This window comes from Mesorhizobium sp. M0276 (genome assembly GCF_040321755.1).
GTDB lineage: Bacteria > Pseudomonadota > Alphaproteobacteria > Rhizobiales > Rhizobiaceae > Mesorhizobium.
In genome coordinates, this window is sequence record NZ_JAMYSC010000154.1 from 1 (window position 1) to 966 (window position 966).

Here is a 966-nt window from a genome sequence, read left to right on the forward strand (position 1 = left end):
GGTGATAAGCTCTGTTTCTCGAGTGATATGGAACTTCCTTCGAATCGGCTTGACTTCAAATCCCTTCGTAATCTCAAGATAGACATCACCCAATGGCAGTTCGATCGTCGTCTGTCCTGAGATGTAGGTCGACAGATGCAGGCCTTGCCAATGCTCGGTGCTGTAATTCTCGAACCATCGTGGATTTGGGTTGCGGTTCCCATTTGTCGGAGCAAGGTACTCACCCGCCGGGCCATGCACGTGAAGCTTTACGGGGACGGGCTTATTCGTTCGCTGCTCGACGACGCGCAGGATCACGGATTGATTGGCCGGCAGGATACTCTGCAGAATTGGTTCGTTCTGCAACACACTGTCTTCAACGTCAGAAATGGAAATAGTTCTATCCGCAAGGTGGAAACATGCATCGGGATGCGCCGCATATTCGACGACGATTTCGGTCGGGCTCGCTTCCGGTTGCAGGTTTTGACGCGTCTTTTCCCAATGCTCCATAGGATAGACGAGCCGTGGGCTTGCGGAGATAACCTGGCCGAGATCGAGTTGGATCTGACTGAAGAGACCATGCTGATCGAGCGTCGAATCGAAGCTCGCTTCGGGTGGCATGGTGAGCAGCGCTTTCTTGCGCTTTTCCCAACGGAGCGGCATTGAACGGCTATCGCCTGCGGAAACTCCGGAGATAATCAGACTGCCGGAGACAGGCTCGAACCTGATGGCCTCCACGGCTTTATCCGAATGCGGATTTTCGAAGGCCCAGACGAAATTCATCCATGGTCCCTCTTCGAACAGCGCCTGCTGCTGGCGTATCCCCCACCCGATGGGCCACCGATAATCAGCCGCATTGCTTATCGGCTTTGGCTGGTCGGCCTCACTGAGTGCAAGCGGGCGAGGTTTTCTAGCCGCAACGGCCTGAGTGCAATGCTCGCCCCACCGAAAGAGCAGCGATCCGACCTGATGTCGCCGCCGGATCTC

At 55.5% G+C, this 966-nt stretch carries 1 protein-coding gene and 1 pseudogene; one reads left to right on the plus strand and one right to left on the minus strand.

Features of this window, described 5'->3' with window-relative positions; translation table 11 throughout:
* Window positions 1–762 (minus strand): annotated as a pseudogene (locus NKJ01_RS36220) (hypothetical protein); the annotation flags it as partial.
* Here NKJ01_RS36220 and NKJ01_RS36225 point away from each other — a divergent pair.
* A partial coding sequence (locus tag NKJ01_RS36225; RefSeq protein WP_352735382.1) for a hypothetical protein occupies window positions 730–966 on the plus strand: 237 nt, incomplete at its 3' end. The pseudogene NKJ01_RS36220 and the gene NKJ01_RS36225 overlap by 33 nt on opposite strands.